Source organism: Acinetobacter sp. YH12021 (assembly GCF_013420145.1).
In the GTDB taxonomy this organism is placed as follows: Bacteria; Pseudomonadota; Gammaproteobacteria; order Pseudomonadales; family Moraxellaceae; genus Acinetobacter; species Acinetobacter towneri.
In genome coordinates this window covers 268,303-283,270 of record NZ_VOYT01000001.1, presented here as the reverse complement: position 1 = coordinate 283,270, position 14,968 = coordinate 268,303, and the positions used below count along the sequence as shown (strand labels likewise).

Here is a 14,968-nt window from a genome sequence, read left to right as displayed (position 1 = left end):
AGTTTCAGATTAAGGAGCGATAAGCGCGCGATACTAAATTGGCTTTTAGAAATTGGGTCGCTTCACTTTCAGGCAAAGGCCTAGAGAATAAATACCCCTGCGCAATATCACAATTTAAATTCTGCAAATATTGCAGTTGTTGCTCAGTTTCAATCCCTTCAGCCACCACACTCATGCCCATGGCTTTGCCCATAGCAATCATGGCACTAACAATGGCTTCTTGTTTGGTGTTTCCAATTTTAGAAACAAAGCTACGGTCTATTTTTAAACTGTCAATTGGGAAGTCTGTTAAGTAAGAAAGTGAAGAATAGCCTGTACCAAAATCATCTAAGGCGATATGAATATCACGTTGTTTAATTTCATCTAATAAAGACTTCACGGTTGTGGAGTTTTCCACTAAAGAGGATTCGGTAATTTCTAATTCTAAGCTTGCACCTGAAATTTGATAGGTATTAATCGCATCATCTAAATCTTGCAGCAATTGACCACGTTGCAGTTGTTGTGCAACTACATTAACCGATACTTGGATATGATCAAAACCTAACAGATTCCATTCACGAATTTGCTTGGCAGTTTGTTGAATTACAACCCGACCAATATCGGAAATTAAACTGGTTTGTTCTGCAATAGGAATAAATAGGTTGGGTGGAATAATGCCTTTGGTTGGATGCTGCCAGCGCACCAATGCTTCAAACCCGATCACCTGATAATTATGGAAATCAATTTTAGGTTGATAATATACAATTAATTCATCATTTTTAATGGCTTGGCGTAAGTCACGCTCTAAATGTACATCCTGCTCTAGCAGTTTGGTGTTGTCTAAAGTGTAATATTTAATGGTATTGCCACCTAAACGCTTAGCCTCAGACAAGGCTTGTTCAGCACAATTATTTAGATAATCCAACTGGCGTCCATGTTCAGGATAGAGGGAAACCCCCATCGATAGGGTAATAATATGTTCTTGTCCCTGTACATTAAACGGCAAATTAAAGGCTTTGGTGATACGTTCACAGTGCTCTTCGATTGAAGGGCGAATATGAGAAATTTCATAAACAATTGCAAAATCATCGCCATTTAAGTGTGCAACAAACAGCGCTTCGGCATTGGTGATACGTAAACGCTGCGCCACTTGGCGGAGTAATTCATCGCCACCATTATTGCTTAAATATTCGTTTAAAGGTCTGAAACGGTCAATATTGAGTCGAATGACCGCCAATTGCTGCAATGAATCTTGCTGTGAAATAAGATATTGATGTAGTTGATAATTATAATAAAAACGATTGGGGAGATCGGTCAGCGCATCATAATTTTCTAAATAGGATAAACGCTGTTCTTGTAGTTTATGTTCGGTTAAATCAGACACAATTCCTATATAATTAATAATACGGTTTTGCTCATCTTTGACTGCATTGATATGCAAACGAACTTCTAATTCTTTTCCTGAGCGGAATTTTATATTCCTTTCAGTATGATATTCACCCTTGCTGAGTAATTGTTGAACAATTTCCTCTTGTGTCATGCGTGGATTTGCTTTGTTGGATTTGACTAAATCAAACAGATATTTACCTATAATATGGTCACGTTGAAATCCACTCATTTGTGCATAGAATGGATTGCTTTCAATATAGCGCAGGTTTTCATCTAAAATAAAAATACCTTCAGCCGCTTGTTCAAGTACGCTAGCAGTGAGTTTTAAGCGTTCTTGTGCAATCCGTTCTTGGTGAATGTCACGGCGAACCCCGACCATGCGTAAAGGTTTATTGGTGACAGGATCACGCTCAATTACTCGCCCAATATCATGCACCCAATACCATTGACCTGAATTATGTTGTATGCGATATGTGGCTTGATAGCGTTCTGTCTGACCACGTAAATGCTCTTTCATGGTTTGATGAAGGTGTGCAATATCATCACGGTGAATTAATTGCTGTAATTTATTCCGATGCTTTTTGGAATTTTTTAAACGAGTTTGCTGTGAGCCAGTGCCAAAGACAATCCTTCTTTCTCGGATATTCCAGTCCCACGCTTTAATACCTGCGGCTTCATGTGCCAAAATTAAACTATGTTGTTGTTTAATTAAGTCTAGATGGGTTTGTTCTAAGTCAAAGGTACGTTCTCTAATTTTTTGTTCCAGCATTTGATTGTTAAATTGCAGTTGCAATTCAATATCTTTAGATTTGTTCATTTCCACTTGCAATTGTTGGCGGAGTTGATCTGTCCAGTCAACTTGTTGCTCTGCGGCTTTTTTGAGTTGGTCGTTTTTAAAATTGACGCTCGATAAACGACGATGCATGTGCATTGAAGTATTGGCACAAATCAGTAAGGTAATTAAGGCAAAATTTGTCGCGAGAAAAAAGAAGGCGGAAGTTTCGGAGTGAACTAAAAACTGTGCGGCAATATAGGGTGTAATCACTGGAATGAATACCCAGCAAAAATAACTCAAGCGCTGCGTTAAAAAGGTGAGGGCAAAGGTTTGACTCACAATAATTAATAAGGCCGCTAAAATAATCGCTTCATAGTTGCTCAGTTCAGGGTTTTGCTGAGGTAAAAAGTAATACAGTAAACTTACCCCAACCGCGATTGCTGTTCCGATCAAGAAACACACCAATTTTAACCAACGATGTGCTTGTTGGAGTTGATATTGTCCCGCTTTAAAGTGAACTGCTGTGAGCAGTAAACACGAACCAATGGTCAGTTCAGTGAGAATAAACCAGATATTGAGGTAGGGTGATGAATGTGAGAAAGAAATTTGATAAATAAAAAACACATACAGACAAACAATCAGGATGCTGACCAAAAAGAATCGAATAAGCCGAATGGTATTGGTGATTTGCGCAGCATCTAAGTACTGCTGCAACAATTCATCTTGAGCGTCTGACATACTTCCCCAAAATCTAGTTAAATGATTCCATCATTTATATTTTTAAATAACATCACGTTCATGCATAAAATATTGCTGTTTTGTGTTTAAATTTTATGCAAATTTTTTAATATATTGTTCGAGATTAATCCTGTACTTTATAAATTGCAATGTTATTGGCAATCGATTTCTGTAAAAACGGATAAATTAATCAGCCAAGCGATAATTTAAGAGAGCTAAAGCAACCACAGGTGCGGTTTCAGTGCGTAATACCCGAGTACCAATACACCAGTTTTGAAAGCCAACCGCATTGGCAGCGCTAATTTCTGTTTCGCTTAAACCACCTTCAGGCCCAATTAATAAAGCCAAATCTTTACTGGCATTGTTTAGTACATCTACTTGATCTTTATTCGGTGCTAACACTAGTTTGGTGGCAGGAAGGTCGCTATTCAGCCAGTCCTCTAAACGTAGTGGGGCTAAAATTTTCGGTACGATATTCATGCCACATTGTTCACAGGCTGTAATGGCAATGCCTTGCCAATGATCTAATTTTTTTTGATCGCGGTCATATTTTAAGCGCATTTCACAGCGTTCAGAGGTGAGCAACTGAATGTTAGTTACGCCAAGCTCTACCGCTTTTTGAATCGCATAATCCATACGATCGCCTTTGCTCATTACTTGTCCTAATAAGGCGCTAAAGCTTGGGATGCGATTGTCTGGATTAAAACTTTTAATCTGCACTTGCGCTGTTTTTTTGGTAACTTCAACCAGTTCCACTTCATATTCACCACCTTGCCCATTGAACAAGGTGGCGGTTTCACCGACTTGTGCGCGTAGTACTTTCACCCAGTGATGAAATACTGTTTCAGTCAGTTCAACTTGTGTATCTACTGCTAATTCAGCCTCAATATAAAAACGGGGCATAGGGATTACTCGTTCAAGTCAATAAATATGAAAAATACAGCTTAAGCCAAACCAAGATCTGTCACTAATTGACGAGTCGGTTCGGTGTTGTTCATGGTGTAAAAATGCAAACTTGGTGCACCACCTGCAATCAGGCGTTCGCACAGTTTAATAATCACTTCATGACCAAAGGCTTTGATTGAAGCTGTGTCATCACCATAGGTTGCTAATTGCTTACGAATCCAGCGTGGAATTTCTGCACCTGTACCATCTGCAAAGCGAATTAAATTGCTGGCATTGGTAATCGGCATAATGCCAGGCGCAACAGGAATATTCACACCTTGCTTTTGAATACGTTCTACAAAGTAAAAGTACGCATCTGGATTAAAAAAGAACTGGGTGATGGCAGCATTGGCACCAGCATTTACTTTGGTGACAAAGTTTTTAATGTCTTGATCAAAGTGGTCTGCTTGTGGATGCATTTCAGGATAAGCCGCAACTTCAATGTGAAAATGATCACCTGAATGTTCACGAATAAAACGCACCAAGTCAGACGCATACGGCAATTCGCCTAAACCAACTTGACCTGAAGGTAAATCACCACGCAAAGCCACAATGCGGTCAATGCCTTGTGCTTTATAAATATCAAGCAATTCAGCAATACGCGCTTTGTCATCACCAATACAAGACAGGTGCGGCGCTACAGGTGTGCCTTTGCCATTGAAGTCGCTAATGGTCGATAAAGTACGTTCACGAGTAGAACCACCTGCACCATAAGTGATAGAAAAAAACTCTGGATTTAAAAGTTGTAATTCTTGATGCACAACTTTGAGTTTTTCTGCACCTACATCGGTTTTAGATGGGAAAAATTCAAATGAAATTGGAACTAGTTTGGTCATGATTCAATCCTTGTTATAAATACTTATTTATATTTTTATCTCTGCTCAATCCTCTCGTGTGCTGGGTTTAAAAAAGCAATGTTTTAAACTTGCTCACGAGAGGACTTACCTTCTAACTCATTCATTAAACAATGAATCATTCCCTCTCCCTATGAGAGAGGGTTAGGCAGAGGGATTAAATACTTAGTATTTATAAGCATCCGATTTAAACGGACCATCAACAGCTACACCTAAGTAGTCCGCTTGTACTTGAGTCAATTGTGTTAATACACCACCAAAACCAGCAACCATTGCAGCAGCAACTTCTTCGTCTAGTTTTTTCGGTAAGATTTCAACACGAATTGCCGCTTGTTTTTGATCGGCAGGAAGATCGGCAAATTTCTCTGCAAATAAGTGCATTTGTGCCAATACTTGGTTAGCAAATGAACCATCCATAATACGTGATGGGTGACCTGTTGCGTTACCCAAGTTCACTAAACGACCTTCAGAAAGCAAGATTAAATAATCGTTTTCGTTTTCTGAACGATACACTTGGTGTACTTGTGGCTTCACTTCAACCCACTTATAACCACGTAAGTAGTTGGTGTCGATTTCAGTATCGAAGTGACCAATGTTGCATACAACAGCGCCTGCTTTAAGTGTATCTAGCATTGCTGCGTCACACACGTGATAGTTACCTGTTGTAGTCACAATCAAGTCAGTATTTTCTAAAAGCTCTAGGTTCACGTCTGCTTTATTGCCTGTTTGTACGCCATTCTTGTACGGAGATACAACTTCGTAACCATCCATACATGCTTGCATTGCACAAATTGGGTCAATTTCAGAAACACGAACAATCATGCCTTCTTGACGTAAAGATTGTGCAGAACCTTTACCTACATCACCATAACCAATAACCAATGCACGACGACCAGACAATAACATGTCTGTACCACGTTTAATCGCATCGTTGAGTGAGTGACGGCAACCGTATTTATTGTCGTTTTTAGATTTAGTCACAGAGTCGTTGACGTTAATTGCAGGCACTTTTAAAGAACCATCTTTCCACATTTCAATTAGACGTTGTACGCCCGTAGTGGTTTCTTCAGTAATGCCGTGAATGCGCTCTAATAATGCAGGATATTTTTCGTGAACAAGTGCAGTTAAGTCACCGCCATCGTCCAAAATCATGTTGGCATCCCATGGTGTGCCATTTACATTAATTTGTTGTTCAAGACACCATACATATTCTTCTTCAGTTTCGCCTTTCCAAGCAAAAACAGGCACACCTGAAGCGGCAATTGCTGCAGCAGCGTGGTCTTGAGTAGAGAAGATGTTACAAGAAGTCCAACGAACTTCTGCGCCCAATTCAACTAGCGTTTCAATTAAAACAGCAGTTTGAATGGTCATGTGGATACAGCCGAGAATTTTCGCGCCTGCAAGAGGTTTTGCAGCTGAGTAGCGCTTACGCAAACCCATAAGGGCTGGCATTTCTGCTTCTGCAAGTTTGATTTCTTTACGACCAAAATCAGCTAGTGTGATATCGGCAACTTTATAATCTGTAAATGAAGCATTAACCGCGTTCATCACGATCTCCTTATAGAAAAAAATAAATGATCATTATGTTCGCGGATGCCGTTGTTGGTCTAAATGAACATTTAAACCGATGGTCGAGCCTAGCGATTTTACATTTATGTGCCTGTAAAAACGTCGCAGCATCCCTCGACTAGCGGGGTATTGTACTTGGATTTAGTTTTAGTTCCAATCTTAAATTGTTTATATAAAAAACAAGCAATAAATGCCCTGCATGTACATGAAAATTGGTTATCGTATTAAGAAATCGAAATTTGTCGTTCTTATTGAGCCTGATTTTGGCGTTTAATCGGTTATGATTTGAGGTGAAATGATTCACAAAAAATTGAAAGTTCTCACTGTTTCTCAGCAGAGCAGTGGTTTGAAATTGTGTTTAACAGAGTTAAACATAATAAAAATGGGGAAAATCAGATGAAAACAAAAATAATTTTCAACCTCATCGGGATTGTAATGGGTAGCTTGATGTTGAATATGGTTCAAGCCAACGATAGCACAGGTTATGTGGCAACCAGTGGCGTACAGTACCTGAAAAATAAAGATATTCAGATGTATAGCGAAGATCTCTATATCAGTAAAAAAATCATCAAAGTTGATTATCAATTTAAAAATTTAAGCAACAAAGACATCAAGGAAAATATTTTATTTCCTTTGCCGAAGGTGGAAAATTTCTTTGACTCGGACTTTGCAGATACTGAGGGCTTGTTGAAAAGTTTTCAGGTGAAAGTCGATGGGAAAAAGATTCAGCCCAGCATGCATGTGCGTGCTTATCTACAATTGGGTGATTGGCAGAATCCACAATATGTTGATGTCACCACTGAATTTAAACAATGTGGCTTCACACAGCAGGATTTACTGAATCCTTGGACACGTAAAGTCCGTGATTCTGACTATTACTGGGAAAAAGTACAACAATGTAAGCATCCAAAATTAAAGAAATATTTTACTGATAATCAAGGTTCACTAGAGTGGTCATCAGAAGTGATTTATAGCTGGCCGCAGACCTTTAAAGCAGGAGCAATGACACGGGTACAACATGAGTATCGTCCTTTAGTGGGTGGTTCAGTTGCTATGTATTTAGAACAAGATGCGAAAGACTTTTGTATGGATCGTGCTTTTTTAAATGGTCTAAAAAAGAAGAATGCGGAACATGCACCCATAGCAACTTTAGGTTATATCTTGACTACAGGTGCCAATTGGGCAAAGCCAATACAAAATTTTAAATTGACAATTGAGCGTGATGCAAGCGAACTGATTTCGTTATGTTGGGATGGTAAAATTAAGAAGATCAGTCCAACGAGATTCCAAATTCAAGAGAAAAAATTTACACCTCAGCAAGATTTAAATATTTTGTTTTTAGATACCACACGTCGTTATTAATTCAAAAATCAGGAAAATTTCAGATCATTCTTTCACTTGAAAATACTGGAATTTTCCTTCTGTTGCATCATTCATCCCTAGATGAAAAAGTAAATATTCCATGCATTCATCTGTAAGACTTTGAACAGGATCAACAACATATTTTTTGATTTATATCAAAAAAATTTTAATGAAAAATCTAGCAGTTTTGTAAATACACGCATTATTGGCGATACTTGCACCATTAAAGTGCTATGACAAAATCTAATCTATTTTTATAGCCGTTCTAAAAATTAAAAAATAAGGACGTCAGCCATGATTAGCTTGGTTTTTTTCTTGGTTGGGATGGGCACACTATTTTTAGCATGGGTGCTGTATCAACAGTCACAGTATTTTAAAAGTAATGTGATTGAAGTGCAGGGACGTATAGTCGATATTCAGATTCGAAAATTCAGTTCAAGTAAAACCCAGCGTATTGTACATCGACCCATTATTCACTATGTTTTTCAGGGTAAAACTTGGCAATACGAAGCAGAATATGACGTCCGCCAATACAATCAAAATACAGATGCTTTTGTCAGATTACATTTCAAGCCTGAGCATCCGAGTTTGGTTCGAAGTGAGCCAGATCTGAGAGATGGTCATATTTTAATTTTTATTTGTTTAGGTTTAGGTCTGCTTTTTAATGGTTTAGGTCTGCATTTAATCATCGATAATTTTAACGACATTAAAATCAGTTTATTGGACGAAAAGTTTTTTATCGGGATGGGCGTGATTGCTATCGTGATGTTTTTTACTTTGTTTTGGCAGCGTGAAAACCTTTTATGGATGTTCAACTTGCCCAATGCGACAAAAAAATGGGGCTTAACTGATAATGCAATTTGCCTAGAACAGGGATCAGACCATTCGATATAAAAATGTAGTGCTTCGAAAATGAACGAGTGGAGGGAGGTCAATGCTTGAAATAATCACATTTATTGGAGTCTTTTTTGTCGGTGCTTGTTTTACCTTTGTTGGCGCTATGATTTTATGGCGTAATACATTTTTTCAGCAACACGGGATAAAAATTTACGGACGTATTGTCGATTTTTCATCTGAAACAAAGGATTCGAGTCGCCGACTTCCGATCATTGAATATCAATTTCAAGCACAGAAACGTCGTTTTGTTGATCAATTTTCGGGGCAAATGACACCTGTAAAAATGAACCAAAATATTGAAATTTATGTTTTTCAATCTCATTTAGACACGGCAATGACCGTACATTTTATTGAGGAAATAAAAGCAGTGGGCTATATCTTCACTGCGATTGGTCTTGTGACCTGTATTGTTGGTTTAGTGGTGGCAAATGTGTATTTTAAAGATGGTATTGAGCTTGCCAAAATTTCAGTGGCTCATCCAATGTTTTATGCAGAGCTGTTTTTTTCTATCATGTTTTTTATCGCTGTTATTAAAGCAGCATCCGCATTTTCTGAAATCTTTAAAATTGCTTTAACTGGCATACCATTGGAGAAAAACACGGATTTGGTCGATCAATAGCACAGGAGTCAAGAGAAATGACGAGAGCAGCCTGATTAAGACGGAGAAATTGACAATATATAAAAAAGAATCTAGATCAACTCAACAAAAGAAGAATGAACAATGACTTATATTTTATTTGCGCTTATTTTTTGCGGCTTACTTACTTTGGTGATTTGGGTAAAAAAGCAAAATCAATTTTTTAAGCAACATGGGCTCAAGGTAATTGGACGTGTGGTGGCTCTTGAAGAAAAAACCATGCAGCGACCTAAAGGTGGGGGTAGCTATACAGTACAGCTTCCTGTGATTGAATATCCACATAAAGGACAGACGTGGCAGCTACAAGGAGATGCATCCGCACCGCAGCAATACAAAGAAGGTGAAATTGTCAATTTGGTGGTGCATCCAGAGCTGCCTATAGCAATGACAGAAAAAGAACTTGAGCAGCGTAATATTTTATTGCTGGTGCTGACTGGTCTATTGATTGTCCCCATTGGTCTTATTTTGGGATTTCATTCATTACTCAGCGGTGATGCTGCACAAATGATGATGTTTAAAGGGTACGGTATCACCGTTGGACATTTTTATGATTTTATGGGGGGCGCAGCACTGCTCACATTTCTTGTCAAAATGTATCCTATTTGGAAGCGTTGGAAAGAGAAACAGGATCAGGCTTTTATGGGGTTACCCTATAATGTCAAAGCGGTTAGCCCAAAAAATACCATGCATGAGCAGCAAGCATACAAAGCTCATTCAGGTTAAATATGTGCATTTATAAGATAGATTTAAAAAAGCCGAGTAGTAAATACTCGGCTTATTTCTTATTCAGTTTTCTCAGCAGCTTCTGCTTTTTCAGTCCAGTAATCGGCTTTTTCTTCATTGGCATCTATACCTAAACCATTGGCATAAATAAACGAAATATCACGCATGGCTTGGACATCGCCCAGTGTTGCTGCTTGCTCCACCAATTCAATAGAGCGAGCGACATCTTGTTCAACCACATCACCACGACGGTAGTAGCCTGCCAACTCTAAAATAGCGGCAGGGTGTTGTGCATCACTGGCTTTTTTGAGCCAGACAAAAGCATCTTCAAAATGTTGTTTGGCATCTTCAGGGTCATCTTCTAGAACATCTTTGGCATATACGGTATAGCCTTCACCAAGCCAATACATGGCTTCGATATGTCCGTTTGCGGCAGCTTTGAGCGCCCATTGTTCGGCAAATTCAATATCTTCATTAAAATCGCTTTGCATATACAGCACCGCCACTTCAAATTGGGCATCGGCTTGTCCTGCAATGGCGCGGTTCATTAGCGCAGGGGAGATTGAAACAGATTCTGACATAATGTCATCCAGCAAAATTACAACATAAGATTGTGCGATAGCCTAAAAGGTCTGCTGCGAAAAAGCCATCTTCGGTGTGATTTTTTTTAAAAAATTAGGGTTAATTGATCATGCGTTTATGCAGACAATAACAAAAAATCACTTGAGCCATATCGTCAAGTTTCAATATGCTGAATGTTAAACATGGTCATAATGAGAACAATAAGATGGCAAATTTTTTAACTGCTGAACAAGCAAAAGTTTATTCAGATCATGCCAAGCTAGATATTGAATTATATAAGCAGCGTTTGGCGTCTTTAATCGAAGAGAATGCCAAGCAGGGCAATACCGCAGTTTTTACTGTGCTGCCAAAACATTTACCTTTAGAAGATATTCGAAATTTATCGGCACAGCTGACTGATTTGGGTTATCAGGTGCGCTTTGAGTTAAATGAGTTCTTTTATAGCTTTAATGTGTATTGGATTTAAAACTCAACTCTACCGACATTTCACCAAATAGTTTTAGTGAAATGTCGAGCGTTTATATTTTTTGATTTAGATTGCGTTTAAGTATTTGCAGTATGTTCTGCCAAAACTTCCAACGCTGCGCGAAAAGCTTCCTGAGTTGCAGGTGCGCCACAATAAGGCAAGCTGTGTAACAAGACTTCCTGAATTTCTTCGACACTTGCCCCGTTATTTAGCGCACCACGAATATGTCCTTTAAGCTCTGTCGGGCTTTTTAAAGCAGTTAAAAAGGCGATAGTAATTAAGGAACGATATTTGCGTGGTAACACACCTTCACGTTGCCAAGTTGAACCCCATGCATGTTCATTAATCCAGTCCTGCAAAGGTTGGGTAAATGGTACAGTGTTGTCCTGTGCGCGTTTTACAAAGCTTTCGCCCATGACTTCAGTGCGAACTTTTAAGCCATTGTCATAGTCTTGTTGTGACATTTTACTATCCCTGTTTTATTGTTTGAGCTCGGTGTATAGATTAAGTGCATAGATTAACAATTTATGGCGATGACACCATGCGCACTTGGTCGTAGACCATCAAAAAATATTCACATCTATCTATTTTTAATATATCCACAAGGTATAAAAAACCCCGAACATAAAGTCGGGGCTGTTTTAGCTTTATCGCAAATTTTGAAATAAGCGAGTGTTAAGCTTCAATGGTTTGCACGCTAATTTTTTTAGCAGGGTCGGCTTTACGACGTACTGTTGGTACAGGTTCACCATAATATTGACGGTCTGCAAAATAACTTGAACGTACCATTGGCGCAGCCCAAATATTTTTAAAACCTAACTTTTGACCATGCGCTGTATAACGCTCAAATTCTTCAGGTGTTACAAAGCGGTTAATTGGCGCATGTTCTTTAGATGGCTGTAAATATTGACCAATGGTCACATAATCTACATCGTGCGCTTTAAGATCATCTAACAGTGCAATAACTTCTTCTTCAGATTCTCCAATACCTACCATCAAACCGCATTTGGTTGGAATATCTGGGCAATATTCTTTAAACATTTTCAGCAAGTTCAAAGAGTGCTGATAGTCTGAACCCGGACGCATGGCTTTATATAAGCGTGGCACAGTTTCAATGTTGTGGTTAAAAACATCTGGCGGACATTCGGTCATAATGCGTAGTGCAATATCCATACGACCACGGAAGTCTGGCACCAAAATTTCTAACAACGTATTTGGGCTTAAAGAGCGGGCTTCTTTAATACAATCGACAAAATGTTGTGCACCACCATCTAACAAGTCATCACGGTCTACAGAGGTGATCACGGCATATTTTAAGCCTAAGTTGGCAATGGTTTCTGCCATGTGACGAGGTTCTTCAGGATCTAGTGCATTTGGACGACCATGCGCAACATCACAGAACGGGCAGCGACGGGTACAAATATCACCCATGATCATAAAGGTTGCTGTACCACCACCAAAGCATTCTGGAAGGTTTGGACAAGCGGCTTCTTCACAAACGGTGTGCAATTTTTGCTGACGCAAAGTGGTTTTAATACGTTGAACTTCTTCTGGTGCCGTCATTTTGACCCGAATCCAGTCAGGTTTACGAGGCGTTTCAACCGTAGGAACAACTTTTACAGGAATACGTGCGACTTTTTCAGCACCACGAAGTTTGACACCCTGTTCTGGTTTACGGTTTGCAGACATATTCAACTTTTCCACTGTTTTTGAAAGGGGAGAGATTTAGTGTAGGCTAGATTTTACGTGAAATAGAGTCTGATTAAACCGAATCTAAGTGCAAAAGTAAAATGTCACCTTAACTTCATCATAAGACGGTTATTATAACGAAATTGTGCTTAAATTGGGTAAAAACGATATTCATATAAAAAATGTGGTTATCACGTAATATATGCACAGTAAATACAGAAAATTCAAAAGATTTACGTCATAATATAGCCCATTGAAAAGACAGATTTAAAGAAAAGGAGCGTTGAATGCCACGTAAAAAAGAGGTCGTTAGTGGAACTTTCGTGAAGTACGATGCGGTTGTTCTCGGTTCAGGCCCTGCGGGTGAAGGCGCGGCAATGAAACTTGCCAAATCTGGTAAGCGTGTTGCGATTGTAGATGTTCGTGAGCAGCTTGGCGGTAACTGTACCCATGTGGGTACCATTCCAAGTAAAGCATTGCGTCAGACAGTGTCGAATATTATCCGTTATCGCCGTGACCCAATGTTTAAAAAAATGGGCGATTGGCGTCAGTTCACCATGAAGCAAGTGTTGCAAAGTGCGCATAAAGTTATTCAGCAGCAAGTTGAAACGCACTCTCGCTTTTATGACCGTAATGAAATTGCGATTTATCATGGTCGTGCTTATATCCAAGATAAAAATACGGTCTTGGTATTTGGTGCAGATGGCATTAAAGAAACCATTATGTGTCAGCAAATTGTGATTGCGACAGGTAGCCGTCCATATCGTCCAGAAATGTTGGATTTCAACCATCCACGTGTATTTGATTCAGACAAAATTTTGGATTTGGATTTCTCGATTCAAAAAATTATTATTTATGGCGCGGGTGTGATTGGTTGTGAATATGCATCCATCTTCATTGGTTTAGATCATAAAGTTGATTTGATTAATACTCAGCACAAATTGCTCAGCTATTTGGATGATGAAATTTCAGATGCCTTGTCATATCACTTGCGTGCGCAAGGGGTGCTGATTCGCCACAATGAGCAAATTGATCATTTAGAAACTTTTGATGATCACGTGGTTTTATATTTGCAAAGTGGCAAGAAAATCAAAGCCGATGCGATTTTGTGGTGTAACGGACGTTCAGGTAATACCGATGGTTTAGGTTTAGAAAACGTAGAACTTAAACCAAACAGCCGTGGTCAATTAACGGTGAATGATCAATATCAAACCGAAGTAGAGAATATTTATGCTGCGGGCGATGTGATTGGTTGGCCTTCGTTGGCATCTGCTGCCTATGACCAAGGTCGTTGCGCGGGTGCAAATATGAGCGGCGAAGAAAATGTTGCGCCTGTGACCGATATTCCAACAGGTATTTATACCATTCCAGAAATTTCTTCGATTGGTAAAACTGAACAGGAATTGACGGAAGAAAAAATTCCTTATGAAGTTGGTCAGGCATCTTTCCGTCATTTGGCACGTGCGCAAATTACGGGTGATACAGTGGGTGAATTGAAGATTTTATTCCACCGTGACACTTTAGAAGTATTGGGTGTGCATTGCTTTGGTAATAATGCGGCTGAGATTATCCATATTGGTCAGGCGGTGATGAACAGCCCGAACAATACCATTAAGTATTTTGTGGAAACCACATTCAACTATCCAACCATGGCGGAAGCTTACCGTGTGGCGACCCTGAATGGAATGAATCGTTTGTTTTAAGCAGATTCTGCTGACTGCAAAATACAAAATTTAGAACACCCCATAAGATCATTCTTGTGGGGTGTTTTTTTATTGACTTGCTGTAAGGAAATTTATGCATTGAGGGAAAGTTGATTTGTGGAACATTGAGCGTTAAATATCAATTATGACTGATGCCGCACTGCGTGGCGCTTCGCCATGAAAGACAGCTTCAATATTGTTACCATCAGGATCAAGTACATAAGCTGCATAATAACCAGGATGATAAGCACGTTCATCAGGTTTGCCATTGCACTTGCCGCCATGTGCCAATGCTGCAAGATAGAAAGCATTGACCATTTCACGATTTTTAGCTTGAAAGGCGAGATGATGACGCCCAGTGAGTATGCCTTGTGCGGCAGGACTTTTTACTGAGGAGATAAAGAGTTCATCTGCCCAAAAGTGATCATTGGCAGTCCCGATAACTGGAATATCCAACATCGCTAAGATGGCGGTATAAAATGCCCGACTTGCCTCAAGGTCATTCACCACAAGATGAATATGGTCAATCAGTCTTCCACGATGCAATTGAATCTGCATAAGACGCTCCATGTCTAAAGCGGAATTTTGAATAGCAAAATAGACTTAATATTTTAGAGATTGGGTTTTAATGCGCACAAAACGCCTGATTAAAATATTCGA

14 protein-coding genes are annotated in these 14,968 nt (G+C 39.2%); 6 read left to right on the top strand and 8 right to left on the bottom strand.

All coding sequences use genetic code 11. The annotated features are described in order from the left end of the window. Window positions 1-4: 4 nt before the first annotated feature. The 4 genes from FTT91_RS01315 to ahcY form a co-directional block, all read right to left on the bottom strand. Entirely contained in the window at window positions 5-2,881 is a 2,877-nt protein-coding gene (locus FTT91_RS01315) for a bifunctional diguanylate cyclase/phosphodiesterase (RefSeq protein WP_180168832.1), read from the bottom strand. Between the two features lie 186 nt (window positions 2,882-3,067). Then, window positions 3,068-3,784 carry a 16S rRNA (uracil(1498)-N(3))-methyltransferase gene (locus tag FTT91_RS01310; RefSeq protein ID WP_180168831.1) on the bottom strand — a complete coding sequence of 239 codons (717 nt, stop codon included), beginning with the start codon at window positions 3,782-3,784 and terminating at the stop codon, window positions 3,068-3,070. A gap of 41 nt (window positions 3,785-3,825) precedes the next feature. After that, window positions 3,826-4,662 carry a methylenetetrahydrofolate reductase [NAD(P)H] gene (metF, locus tag FTT91_RS01305; RefSeq protein ID WP_136144198.1) on the bottom strand — a complete coding sequence of 279 codons (837 nt, stop codon included), beginning with the start codon at window positions 4,660-4,662 and terminating at the stop codon, window positions 3,826-3,828. A 183-nt stretch (window positions 4,663-4,845) separates the two neighbouring features. Beyond that, a complete protein-coding gene (gene ahcY, locus FTT91_RS01300) occupies window positions 4,846-6,228 on the bottom strand; it encodes an adenosylhomocysteinase (protein WP_179995669.1) in 1,383 nt (460 codons plus the stop codon). A 456-nt stretch (window positions 6,229-6,684) separates the two neighbouring features. Between ahcY and FTT91_RS01295 the strand changes: the two genes are divergently transcribed. The 4 genes from FTT91_RS01295 to FTT91_RS01280 all read left to right on the top strand — a co-directional run bounded on the left by FTT91_RS01295 (window position 6,685) and on the right by FTT91_RS01280 (window position 9,868). Beyond that, window positions 6,685-7,611, top strand: coding sequence for a DUF4424 family protein (locus FTT91_RS01295; protein WP_167846472.1), 927 nt, complete (start codon window positions 6,685-6,687; stop codon window positions 7,609-7,611). A gap of 294 nt (window positions 7,612-7,905) precedes the next feature. Continuing rightward, the gene (locus tag FTT91_RS01290) at window positions 7,906-8,505 is read left to right on the top strand and encodes a DUF3592 domain-containing protein (protein WP_104852276.1); all 600 of its coding nucleotides are present in this window, start codon (window positions 7,906-7,908) and stop codon (window positions 8,503-8,505) included. Window positions 8,506-8,545: 40 nt separating this feature from the next. Continuing rightward, window positions 8,546-9,127, top strand: coding sequence for a hypothetical protein (locus tag FTT91_RS01285; RefSeq protein WP_104852275.1), 582 nt, complete (start codon window positions 8,546-8,548; stop codon window positions 9,125-9,127). Window positions 9,128-9,229: 102 nt separating this feature from the next. After that, entirely contained in the window at window positions 9,230-9,868 is a 639-nt protein-coding gene (locus tag FTT91_RS01280; protein WP_104852274.1) for a DUF3592 domain-containing protein, read from the top strand. A gap of 59 nt (window positions 9,869-9,927) precedes the next feature. Here the strand turns inward: FTT91_RS01280 and FTT91_RS01275 are convergent, their stop codons facing one another. After that, a complete protein-coding gene (locus FTT91_RS01275) occupies window positions 9,928-10,449 on the bottom strand; it encodes a tetratricopeptide repeat protein (RefSeq protein WP_180168830.1) in 522 nt (173 codons plus the stop codon). Window positions 10,450-10,655: 206 nt separating this feature from the next. On the opposite strand from FTT91_RS01275, the gene FTT91_RS01270 reads away from it, so the two are divergent. Further along, window positions 10,656-10,916 carry a hypothetical protein gene (locus FTT91_RS01270; RefSeq protein WP_004972768.1) on the top strand — a complete coding sequence of 87 codons (261 nt, stop codon included), beginning with the start codon at window positions 10,656-10,658 and terminating at the stop codon, window positions 10,914-10,916. Between the two features lie 77 nt (window positions 10,917-10,993). On the opposite strand, the gene FTT91_RS01265 is transcribed toward FTT91_RS01270, so the two are convergent. Together FTT91_RS01265 and lipA are read right to left on the bottom strand one after the other, a co-directional pair. Next, window positions 10,994-11,380, bottom strand: a complete 387-nt coding sequence (locus FTT91_RS01265; protein ID WP_004972770.1) for a carboxymuconolactone decarboxylase family protein — start codon at window positions 11,378-11,380, stop codon at window positions 10,994-10,996. A 211-nt stretch (window positions 11,381-11,591) separates the two neighbouring features. Next, window positions 11,592-12,605 carry a lipoyl synthase gene (gene lipA, locus FTT91_RS01260; protein WP_180168829.1) on the bottom strand — a complete coding sequence of 338 codons (1,014 nt, stop codon included), beginning with the start codon at window positions 12,603-12,605 and terminating at the stop codon, window positions 11,592-11,594. Between the two features lie 287 nt (window positions 12,606-12,892). Here lipA and sthA point away from each other — a divergent pair, with 287 nt between their 5' ends. Next, a complete protein-coding gene (gene sthA, locus FTT91_RS01255) occupies window positions 12,893-14,308 on the top strand; it encodes a Si-specific NAD(P)(+) transhydrogenase (RefSeq protein WP_042068765.1) in 1,416 nt (471 codons plus the stop codon). 132 nt (window positions 14,309-14,440) lie between these two features. Here sthA and FTT91_RS01250 read toward each other — a convergent pair whose 3' ends face one another. Beyond that, entirely contained in the window at window positions 14,441-14,866 is a 426-nt protein-coding gene (locus FTT91_RS01250; RefSeq protein ID WP_180168828.1) for a VOC family protein, read from the bottom strand. Window positions 14,867-14,968 lie beyond the last annotated feature (102 nt).

Excerpts from the sequence above, each read along its gene's own strand:
- FTT91_RS01315 (WP_180168832.1), bottom strand. The coding sequence starts at position 2,881 with ATGTCAGACGCTCAAGATGAATTGTTGCAGCAGTACTTAGATGCTGCG.
- FTT91_RS01310 (WP_180168831.1), bottom strand. The coding sequence starts at position 3,784 with ATGCCCCGTTTTTATATTGAGGCTGAATTAGCAGTAGATACACAAGTT.
- metF (WP_136144198.1), bottom strand. The coding sequence starts at position 4,662 with ATGACCAAACTAGTTCCAATTTCATTTGAATTTTTCCCATCTAAAACC.
- ahcY (WP_179995669.1), bottom strand. The coding sequence starts at position 6,228 with ATGAACGCGGTTAATGCTTCATTTACAGATTATAAAGTTGCCGATATC.
- FTT91_RS01295 (WP_167846472.1), top strand. The coding sequence starts at position 6,685 with ATGGGTAGCTTGATGTTGAATATGGTTCAAGCCAACGATAGCACAGGT.
- FTT91_RS01290 (WP_104852276.1), top strand. The coding sequence starts at position 7,906 with ATGATTAGCTTGGTTTTTTTCTTGGTTGGGATGGGCACACTATTTTTA.
- FTT91_RS01285 (WP_104852275.1), top strand. The coding sequence starts at position 8,546 with ATGCTTGAAATAATCACATTTATTGGAGTCTTTTTTGTCGGTGCTTGT.
- FTT91_RS01280 (WP_104852274.1), top strand. The coding sequence starts at position 9,230 with ATGACTTATATTTTATTTGCGCTTATTTTTTGCGGCTTACTTACTTTG.
- FTT91_RS01275 (WP_180168830.1), bottom strand. The coding sequence starts at position 10,449 with ATGTCAGAATCTGTTTCAATCTCCCCTGCGCTAATGAACCGCGCCATT.
- FTT91_RS01270 (WP_004972768.1), top strand. The coding sequence starts at position 10,656 with ATGGCAAATTTTTTAACTGCTGAACAAGCAAAAGTTTATTCAGATCAT.
- FTT91_RS01265 (WP_004972770.1), bottom strand. The coding sequence starts at position 11,380 with ATGTCACAACAAGACTATGACAATGGCTTAAAAGTTCGCACTGAAGTC.
- lipA (WP_180168829.1), bottom strand. The coding sequence starts at position 12,605 with ATGTCTGCAAACCGTAAACCAGAACAGGGTGTCAAACTTCGTGGTGCT.
- sthA (WP_042068765.1), top strand. The coding sequence starts at position 12,893 with ATGCCACGTAAAAAAGAGGTCGTTAGTGGAACTTTCGTGAAGTACGAT.
- FTT91_RS01250 (WP_180168828.1), bottom strand. The coding sequence starts at position 14,866 with ATGCAGATTCAATTGCATCGTGGAAGACTGATTGACCATATTCATCTT.